The organism is Acidovorax sp. GW821-FHT09B03 (assembly GCF_059418305.1).
In genome coordinates, this window is record NZ_JBWKPP010000031.1 from 37,781 (window position 1) to 46,763 (window position 8,983).

Below are 8,983 nucleotides of genomic sequence, written 5' to 3' on the forward strand. Positions count from 1 at the left end.
GTGAGAAGGCTATCGTCCAATAGAACGCAATGTCGGGGTTTTTGCAAGGGTTGGCGGGGTCTGCCAGCGCGGGTTGCCTGTTACAGGGGCCCTGACCCTGGTCTGCTTGTTGCTATGGAGAAACAATGCAATCTACGCTATCAACGTCAACTGGGCCGGCAGTTCAGGTTCCGGTCATGGTGGCAGCAGAACTGCAGGATTCCCTGCTGGTCGTCATGCACGATCTGCACCGCCTGGAAGGCTTGTTGAACCATGCCACGGACAACCTGCTGGAGCGCTTTGGCGAGGCCAATGCGGTACTGAACGATGCCTTCGTGGCGGATTCGCCCGAGCTGGCGGCCGCGCGTGATGCCCTGCGCAGTGCCGTCACCGAACTGCAGTTCCAGGACATGGCGTCGCAGCTCATCTGGCATACCACCAAGGTGCTGCAGGGCTGTGCGTTCCGGCTGGCCTCCGAGGCCATGGGGCACGACGAGGGCGAGGAGGCGGCGCCGTTTGCCGAAATGGCGCCGGACCGGCCCAATCCCGTCACGCAAAGCGAGATGGATGCCGGTTCCATTGATCTATTTTGAAGTTGGCATCGCTGGTTCACCTATATATTCAAGTCAGTTGGAGTCCTAAATGCAATCGATACTTGCCGTAGATGATTCACCGTCCATGCGGAAAATGGTGTCCTTCACCCTCACCGGTGCGGGTTACCACGTGGTGGAGGCGGTGGATGGGCAAGATGCCCTGGAAAAGGCCGAAAGCCACGACATCCACCTGGTGCTGGCCGACCAGAACATGCCCCGGCTCGATGGCATAGGCCTCACGCGCAAGCTGCGCGAGCACCCCAAGTTCAAGACCATCCCCATCCTGATCCTGACCACCGAATCGAGTGACCAGATGAAGCAGGCGGGACGCTCGGCCGGTGCCACCGGTTGGCTGGTCAAGCCGTTCGATCCCAACCGCTTGATCGAAGTCATCCAGAAGGTGATCCGTTGAAACGGGTGCACGGGCGCCACCACGTATAAAGGAGCCGACTATGGCTGAAAGCTATCAAGAGGGATCAGGGGCCGGCGGTGCTGACTTTGACCTGAGCCAGTTCTACCAGATCTTTTTTGAAGAAGCTGGCGAAAACCTGGACCAGATGGAGCAGATGCTGCTCGACCTGGACCTGAGCGCCGCGAACGACGAAGAGCTCAATGGCATTTTCCGCTGCGCGCATTCGATCAAGGGCGGGGCCGCCACGTTCGGCTTCTCCGACGTGGCCGAGCTGACGCACCAGATGGAGTCGCTGCTCGACCGGCTGCGCCGCCACGAGCTGCAACCCATCCCGCAGATGGTCGACGTGCTGCTGGAATCGGCCGATGCCTCGCGCAGCCTGCTGGCGCGCCACCAGGCGGGCGGGCAGGGCGAGGCCGTGTCCACCACCTCCCTGGTCAAGCGCATCAGCGAACTGGCGGCAGGCGTCGTCCCCGAGGACGCACCTGCTGGTGCTGCTGCCCCTGCCCCTGCTGCGGCGCCGGCCCCGGTGGCCGCCGCGCCTGCGCCCGCTCCCAAGGCCCACGTGCCCGGGCAGCCGCGCAAGCTGCAGATCCACATCGGCCCGCTGGACAAGACCGAGCAGGCCGACACCATCAAGGAGCTGTTCCGCGACATCCCCGGCCTGGGCTCCATCAGCGACCTGCCCAGCGTGCAGGCGGGCATGCGGGTGTTCGCGGTGGAAACCACCTCGTCCACCGACGACCTGCTGGACCTGTTCGCCTTCCATGTCTCCAAGGAGCATGTGCGCTTCGTCGATGGCGAGGAAGAAGCCGCTGCGGTGGCCGAGGTCGATCCTGACCAGGCCATCCACGAAGGCGAGCCTCCTGCGGGCGGTGCGGACGTGTCCTACGGCTTCTTCTCGGATGCCCCTGGCGCTCCCAGCGCGGTGCCTGCCGCCAACGCGGCCGCCAAGCCTTCGGCGAAGGCTGCGGCGGCTGCCGAGCCCAAGGCTGCGGCCCAGGCCCAGATGGAGTCCACGACCATCCGCGTGGCCGTGAACAAGGTCGATCAGCTCATCAACCTGGTGGGCGAGCTCGTGATCACCCAGGCCATGCTGGCCCAGAACAGCCGCGGGCTGGATGCCGGCGCCTACCAGCAACTGCTGGCCGGCCTGGCCGACCTGGACCGCAATACGCGGGACCTGCAGGAATCGGTGATGTCGATCCGCATGATCCCCATGTCCATCGTCTTCAGCCGCTTCCCGCGCATGCTGCGCGACCTCGCCAACAAGCTGGGCAAGAAGGTCGAGCTGGTCACGCTGGGTGAAGCCACCGAACTGGACAAGGGCCTGGTCGAGAAGATCACCGACCCACTGACCCACCTGGTGCGCAACAGCTGCGACCACGGCATCGAGATGCCCGCCGAGCGGCTGGCCAAGGGCAAGCCCGAGCTGGGCACCATCACCCTGTCGGCATCGCACCAGGGCGGCTCCATCGTCATCGAGGTGCGTGACGACGGCCGCGGCCTGTCGCGCGAGAAGATCCTGCGCAAGGCGCAGGAGCGGGGCCTCGATGTGTCCGACCAGATGAGCGATGCCGAGGTGTGGCAGCTGATCTTCGCGCCCGGCTTCTCCACTGCCGAAGAAGTGACCGACGTGTCGGGACGCGGCGTGGGCATGGACGTGGTCAAGCGCAACATCGCCGCCCTGAACGGCTCGGTCGAAGTGGACTCCGCCGAAGGCTACGGCATGAAGGTGTCGGTGCGCCTGCCGCTCACCCTGGCCATCATGGATGGCATGTCGGTGGGCGTGGGCGAAGAGGTCTACATCCTGCCGCTGTCCTCGGTGGTGGAGTCCTTCCAGGTCAACTCCGACGATGTCAGCACCGTGGCCCAGGGCTCGCAGCTGGTCAAGGTGCGCGACGAGTACATGCCCGTCATCGCGCTGGAGAAGATCTTCCAGGTGCCGCGCTTCGACCTCAACAAGTCGAGCAACATCATGGTGGTGGTGGAGGCCGACGGCAGCCGCGTGGCATTGCTGGTCGACGAGCTCCTGGGCCAGCACCAGGTGGTGGTGAAGAACCTGGAGACCAATTACCGCAAGGTGCCCAATGTCTCGGGCGCCACCATCCTCGGCGACGGCACGGTGGCACTGATTCTGGACACGGGCGGCCTGGTGCGCCGGGCCCGCCACTGATTCGGGCGCGATGCGTTCATGGAGTGCATCTGCACTGCTAACAAGGAGAACTCACCATGAGTGTGATGGGTAAGACCGCCGACAGCGCGCCAACCGGTGCGCGCGAATACCTGACCTTCCGGCTTGACCAGGAAGAGTACGGCATCGACATCCTGAAGGTTCAGGAAATCCGCGGCTACGAGCCGCCCACCCGCATTGCCAATGCGCCCGAGTTCATCAAGGGCGTGACCAACCTGCGCGGCACCATCGTGCCCATCGTGGACATGCGCCTGAAGTTCAACTGCGCGCAGGCGGACTACAACAGCTTCACGGTGGTCATCATCCTGAACCTGCGCAACCGCGTGGTGGGCATCGTGGTGGACTCGGTCAGCGACGTGATGGAGCTCACGCCCGAGAGCATCCGTTCGGCGCCTGACATCGAAAGCGCCATCGACAACAGCTGCATCCTGGGGCTGGGGTCGGTGGGCGAGCGCATGCTGATCCTGCTGGACATCGAGAAACTGATGTCCAGCCTGGACATGGGATTGGTGACGGCAGCGGAGTAAGAACGCCCACACGTTCTCAGCCAGGTGGATGGCCGCAAGCCAAACTGCAGACAAGGGTCTGCAGGCCTTTTGGAGCGAAATGGACTTCCGAGCGGATGATCAAAATGATGCCCCAGACCACCAGTGTTTCCTCGGCCGGCGCGCGTGTTGCAGCCGCCGCAGCTGCTGCCAGCGCGCCTGCACCCTCGGGCCCGCTGGCGCAGGGGCGTGAGTTCGTATGGACCAATGCCGACTTTGCGCGCGTGCAGTCGCTGATCTACCAGCGTGCCGGCATCAGCCTGCACGATGGCAAGCACGCCATGGTCTACAGCCGGCTCTCGCGCCGGCTGCGCGACACGGGTTACAACAGCTTCCATGACTACCTGAGCTGGCTGGAGAAGCACGACGGCCCCGAGTGGCAGGAGTTCATCAACGCCCTGACGACCAACCTCACGGCCTTCTTCCGCGAGCAGCACCACTTCGAGATCTTCGCCACGCTGCTGCGCAGCAAGCCGGCCAACACGCCCTGGAAGGTGTGGTGCAACGCGGCCTCCACCGGCGAGGAGCCGTATTCCATCGTCATGACGGCCTTCGAGGCCTTGGGGGCCAATGCCTCCTTCAAGCTCACGGCCAGTGACATCGACTCGAAGGTGCTCGCCACGGCGGGCCAGGGCGTCTACCGGCTCGACAACCTCAAGGGCCTGGGTCCGGAGCGGCTGCAGAAGTTCTTTCTGAAAGGCAAGGGCGGCAACGATGGCATGGTGCGGGCCAAGCCCGAGCTGCGCCGGGCCATCGAATTCATGAGCGTGAACCTCATCCGCGACGACTGGCCGTTCAAGGAGCCTTTCGACGTGGTGTTCTGCCGCAACGTGATGATCTATTTCGATGCGCCCACGCAGCGCAAGGTACTGGAGCGCATCCACCGCGTGCTCAAACCCGGTGGCATGCTGTTTGTGGGGCATGCGGAGAATTTCAGCGAGTCCCGCGATCTCTTCACCCTGCGTGGCAAGACGGTCTATGAACGCCGGTGATCCGCCCCTTTGTTCGCCCATAGGAACTTGTTCCAAGCAGCTCCCATGACCAATAACCAATCCGGCCTCACGTCAAACACCTTCACGCCTGGTGCCGCCGCTGCTGCTGCGCCGGAGCGCCGGCGGGCGCCGCGCATCGCGCCGTTGAGCGCGGACATCTATTCGACCAGCACGGCGCCCCGCGAATCGTCGCTCAACGAGCTCAAGGCCCGCTCCAGGAAGCCCGGTGAGGCCTCCTTCTTCTACCTGGACCACCACTTCCAGCACAATGCCGTGAAGGTGCTGCCCGGCGAGTATTTTGTGGCTGACGAAAGCATGGTCATCATGACGGTGCTCGGCTCGTGCATTGCGGCCTGCCTGTGGGACAGCCGGGCCCACATCGGCGGCATGAACCACTTCATGCTGCCCGACGGTGACTTGGCGGATGCCTCGGGCCGCTACGGTTCGTATGCGATGGAGTTGCTCATCAACGAGATGCTCAAGCTCGGGGCCCGGCGTGAAACCATGCAGGCCAAGATTTTTGGCGGGGCGCAGGTGATGCACAATTTCACCACCATGAACGTGGGTGAACGCAACACCACCTTCGTGCTCAACTACCTGCACACGGAGCGCATTCCCATCGTGTCCGAGGACGTGCTGGACATCTATCCCCGCAAGGTGGTGTTCTTTCCGGTGACGGGCAAGGCCATGGTCAAGCGCCTGGCCCATGCCCACCCCGAGACCCTGGTGGAGCAGGAAGTGCGTGGAAATGCCGCGACCGTGGCCAAGAGCACCTCGGGTGGCTCTGTGGATCTGTTTTGATTGAAGATGACGAAGAAAGCCTGAGCGAACAATGAGCAGGAAAATCCGGGTGATCGTGGTGGACGATTCGGCACTGGTCCGCAGTCTGCTGTCGGAGATCATCAACCGGCAGCGGGACATGGAGTGCATCGGCACGGCCAACGACCCCTTGGTGGCGCGCGAGATGATCCGGGAGATGAACCCGGACGTGATCACCCTGGACGTGGAAATGCCGCGCATGGATGGCATCGACTTTCTGGGCCGGCTGATGCGCCTGCGGCCCATGCCGGTGGTGATGATCTCCACGCTGACCGAGCGCGGAGCCGAGGTGACCATGAAGGCCCTCGAGCTGGGGGCCATCGATTTCGTGGCCAAGCCCCGGGTGGGTCTGGCCAGCGGGCTCAACGACCTGGCCAGCCAGATCGTGGACAAGATCCGCGTGGCAGCGGTGGCCCAGGTGCGCCGGGCCGTACCCCGCGAGGCATCGGCCGCGCACCCCGCATCTGGCGCGGGCACGGCGGCCCCCGCGGCGCCGACCACCCTGCTGGGCCGTCTGTCCACCGAGAAGCTGATCTGCATCGGCGCCTCCACGGGCGGCACCGAAGCCATCAAGGAGGTGCTGGTGCACATGCCCGCCGATTCGCCGGGCATCGTGATCACGCAGCACATGCCCCCGGGCTTCACCACCAGCTTTGCGGCGCGGCTCAACGGCCTGTGCCAGATCACGGTCAAGGAAGCCGTGAACGGTGAGCGCATCCTGCCCGGCCATGCCTACATCGCACCGGGCGGGACGCAGTTCCACGTGGCGCGCAGTGGCGCCAACTACGTGGCCGTGGTCGACGATGGCCCGCCGGTCAATCGCCACAAGCCCTCGGTGGAGGTGCTGTTCAAGTCGGCAGCCGCCGTTGTGGGGCGCAACGCGTTCGGCATCATGCTCACCGGCATGGGCAACGATGGCGCTGCCGCCATGCGCGAAATGAAGGATGCCGGCAGCTACAACTACGTGCAGGACGAGGCCACCTGCATCGTCTTCGGCATGCCGCGCGAGGCCATCGCCCATGGCGCGGCCGACGAAGTGCTGCCGCTGGGCCAGATTGCGCCCGCGCTGGTGGCGCGCCTGCGTGGTGCGACCGACCGGCTCCACCACCGGATCTGACCTGGGCGCGGCCTTGGCGCCGATCGATGGGGCCCCGCCCCACCGATGCGTTCCGATCGGTCAGGCCGACAGCGCCGTCCAGCGTTCCAGCGCCGCCATCAATTCCTCATCGATCTCGCTGGCGCGTGCCGTGAGCTTGGCGGCGCGTGCGCCATCGGTGGCGTAGACGCTGCCATCGGCCAACACGGCTTGGACCTCGGCCTGCTCCTTCTCCAGCGCCTCGATGCGCTCGGGCAGCGTGTCGAGTTCGCGCTGCTCCTTGTACGACAGCTTCTTGCGCGAGGTCTGCTCCGTCTTGGACGGGGTTGCCGCCGGGGCGGCTTCCTTGGCAGCGGCGGCCTTGGTGCCTGCCGCGGGTGCGGCGGCCGCGGCGGCCGCACGGCTGCGGCGCGATTGCAGCAGCCAGTCCTGCACGCCGCCTTCGTACTCGCGCCACAGGCCATTGCCTTCGGAGGCGATGGTGCTGGTCACCACGTTGTCCAGGAAGGTGCGGTCATGGCTCACGAGGAACACCGTGCCGTCGTAGTTCTCGAGCAGTTCTTCGAGCAGGTCCAGCGTGTCGATGTCCAGGTCGTTGGTCGGTTCGTCGAGCACCAGCACATTGGCCGGGCGCGCGAACAGGCGCGCCAGCAGCAGGCGGTTGCGTTCACCGCCCGAGAGTGAGCGCACGGGGGAATGCGCGCGCGCCGGCGAGAACAAAAAGTCGCTCAGGTAGCTCTTGACGTGCTTGCGCTGGTTGCCGATCTCGATCCACTCGCTGCCGGGGCTGATGAAGTCCTCCAGCGTCGCATCCAGGTTCACCGCATGGCGCATCTGGTCGAAGTAGGCCACCTGCAGATTGGCACCCTGGCGGATTTCGCCGGTGTCCGGCGCCAGTTCGCCCAGGATCATCTTCAGCAGCGTGGTCTTGCCCGCGCCATTGGGGCCGATCAGGCCCACCTTGTCACCGCGCAGGATGGTGCCGGTGAAATTGCTGACGATGGTCCGGTCACCAAACGACTTGCTCACGTTGGTGAGCTCGGCCACGATCTTGCCCTGGTAGCCATTGCCGCTGCCCGTGGCCACGTCCATGCGCACGCTGCCCACGACGTCGCGGCGCGCCTCGCGGCGCGCACGCAAATCCTGCAGGCGCGTGATGCGGCTCTGGCTGCGGGTGCGCCGCGCTTCCACGCCGCGGCGAATCCACACCTCTTCCTGCGCGAGCAGCTTGTCGGCCTTGGCCGAGATCACTGCCTCCTGTGCGAGCTGGTCTTCCTTCTGGATCTGGTACTGGGCAAAGTTGCCGGGGTAGGAGCGCAGCTGGCCACGGTCCAGTTCCACGATGCGCGTGGCGACCCGGTCCAGGAAGGCCCGGTCGTGGGTGATGGTGACCACGCTGCCGGGGAAGTCGAGCAGCAGGTCCTCCAGCCATTCGATGGAATCGAGGTCCAGGTGGTTGGTGGGTTCGTCGAGCAGCAGCACGTCGGGGCGCGCCACCAGCGCCTGGGCCAGGGCCACGCGCTTCTTGGTGCCGCCCGACAGGGTGCCGACGATGGCTTCCGGGTCCAGGTGCAGGCGTTGCAGGGTTTCTTCCACGCGCTGCTCCCAGTTCCAGGCGTCATAGGCCTCGATCTGCGATTGCAGTGCGTCCAGGTCCAGCCCTTCCGCACCCGAGAGGTACTGGTCGCGCACGGCGATCACGGCCTGCAGGCCTTCGGAAGCGGCCTTGAAGATGCTGGCTTCGGGGTCCAGCGACGGCTCCTGCGCCACGAAGGCGATCCGGGTGCCTTGCTGCACCTGCAGCGATCCATCGTCGGGCTTGGCCATGCCGCCCAGGATCTTGAGCATGGACGATTTGCCGGCGCCGTTGCGCCCGATCAGTCCCACGCGCTCGTTTGCCTCCAGGGAGAAGCCGGCGTGGTCCAGCAGTGCAACGTGCCCAAATGCGAGTTGGGCGTCCAGTAGAGTGATAAGTGCCATAGGGGGAGGATTATCGAGGGCGCGCGCACTTTGCATGTGTCGAAGGGCTGACGGGGCGTTTTGCGGCACCAGGACAGGGCCAGCGGGCGGGTCGCCAGCACGCCGATCTGGGGTGGTGGTGTGCCCTCCAAGATCCGCCTCTATATAGAGGGGGTGGGTCCATGGCCTGGTTCGGCAGCAGGACTTGCGGGCGGGCGGCTGCTTGCCAGGGCGGGAGCATCGAGAAAGTGCGCCTGCTCTTTCGTCGGGCCCCCAACTCGTGCTATAGTCGAGGGCTTCGCTGCACGGAGGTCCTTTCCTTCTTTGGAGGTTCTGGGTAGATGGAGAAGGAAGTTTGCAAAAACTTCGGTAGTTTTAGAAAAGTCGCTGATTT

General features: G+C 64.9%; 8 protein-coding genes. 7 read left to right on the forward strand and 1 reads right to left on the reverse strand.

Annotation, left to right across the window (positions count from 1 at the left end; all coding sequences use genetic code 11):
• Positions 1-125 precede the first annotated feature (125 nt).
• The 7 genes from AC07PA_RS31365 (at position 126) to AC07PA_RS31395 (ending at position 6,651) form a co-directional block, all read left to right on the forward strand.
• Positions 126-572: a hypothetical protein gene (locus AC07PA_RS31365; RefSeq protein WP_035203188.1), complete on the forward strand. Its 447-nt coding sequence runs from the start codon at positions 126-128 to the stop codon at positions 570-572.
• A 49-nt stretch (positions 573-621) separates the two neighbouring features.
• Entirely contained in the window at positions 622-984 is a 363-nt protein-coding gene (locus tag AC07PA_RS31370) for a response regulator (protein ID WP_007853722.1), read from the forward strand.
• A gap of 40 nt (positions 985-1,024) precedes the next feature.
• A complete protein-coding gene (locus tag AC07PA_RS31375; RefSeq protein WP_007853721.1) occupies positions 1,025-3,160 on the forward strand; it encodes a chemotaxis protein CheW in 2,136 nt (711 codons plus the stop codon).
• A 56-nt stretch (positions 3,161-3,216) separates the two neighbouring features.
• The gene (locus AC07PA_RS31380) at positions 3,217-3,705 is read left to right on the forward strand and encodes a chemotaxis protein CheW (RefSeq protein ID WP_007853720.1); all 489 of its coding nucleotides are present in this window, start codon (positions 3,217-3,219) and stop codon (positions 3,703-3,705) included.
• A gap of 107 nt (positions 3,706-3,812) precedes the next feature.
• Positions 3,813-4,715 carry a CheR family methyltransferase gene (locus tag AC07PA_RS31385; protein WP_494610089.1) on the forward strand — a complete coding sequence of 301 codons (903 nt, stop codon included), beginning with the start codon at positions 3,813-3,815 and terminating at the stop codon, positions 4,713-4,715.
• A gap of 45 nt (positions 4,716-4,760) precedes the next feature.
• Positions 4,761-5,516: a chemoreceptor glutamine deamidase CheD gene (gene cheD, locus AC07PA_RS31390; protein ID WP_007853718.1), complete on the forward strand. Its 756-nt coding sequence runs from the start codon at positions 4,761-4,763 to the stop codon at positions 5,514-5,516.
• A gap of 31 nt (positions 5,517-5,547) precedes the next feature.
• Positions 5,548-6,651 carry a protein-glutamate methylesterase/protein-glutamine glutaminase gene (locus AC07PA_RS31395; RefSeq protein WP_494610088.1) on the forward strand — a complete coding sequence of 368 codons (1,104 nt, stop codon included), beginning with the start codon at positions 5,548-5,550 and terminating at the stop codon, positions 6,649-6,651.
• Between the two features lie 60 nt (positions 6,652-6,711).
• Here AC07PA_RS31395 and AC07PA_RS31400 read toward each other — a convergent pair whose 3' ends face one another.
• A complete protein-coding gene (locus tag AC07PA_RS31400) occupies positions 6,712-8,610 on the reverse strand; it encodes an ATP-binding cassette domain-containing protein (protein WP_007853716.1) in 1,899 nt (632 codons plus the stop codon).
• Between the last annotated feature and the right edge of the window lie 373 nt (positions 8,611-8,983).

What these genes read in the sequence shown, in the direction of transcription:
- AC07PA_RS31365 (WP_035203188.1), top strand. Translation starts at nt 126, where the DNA reads ATGCAATCTACGCTATCAACGTCAACTGGGCCGGCAGTTCAGGTTCCG.
- AC07PA_RS31370 (WP_007853722.1), top strand. Translation starts at nt 622, where the DNA reads ATGCAATCGATACTTGCCGTAGATGATTCACCGTCCATGCGGAAAATG.
- AC07PA_RS31375 (WP_007853721.1), top strand. Translation starts at nt 1,025, where the DNA reads ATGGCTGAAAGCTATCAAGAGGGATCAGGGGCCGGCGGTGCTGACTTT.
- AC07PA_RS31380 (WP_007853720.1), top strand. Translation starts at nt 3,217, where the DNA reads ATGAGTGTGATGGGTAAGACCGCCGACAGCGCGCCAACCGGTGCGCGC.
- AC07PA_RS31385 (WP_494610089.1), top strand. Translation starts at nt 3,813, where the DNA reads ATGCCCCAGACCACCAGTGTTTCCTCGGCCGGCGCGCGTGTTGCAGCC.
- cheD (WP_007853718.1), top strand. Translation starts at nt 4,761, where the DNA reads ATGACCAATAACCAATCCGGCCTCACGTCAAACACCTTCACGCCTGGT.
- AC07PA_RS31395 (WP_494610088.1), top strand. Translation starts at nt 5,548, where the DNA reads ATGAGCAGGAAAATCCGGGTGATCGTGGTGGACGATTCGGCACTGGTC.
- AC07PA_RS31400 (WP_007853716.1), bottom strand. Translation starts at nt 8,610, where the DNA reads ATGGCACTTATCACTCTACTGGACGCCCAACTCGCATTTGGGCACGTT.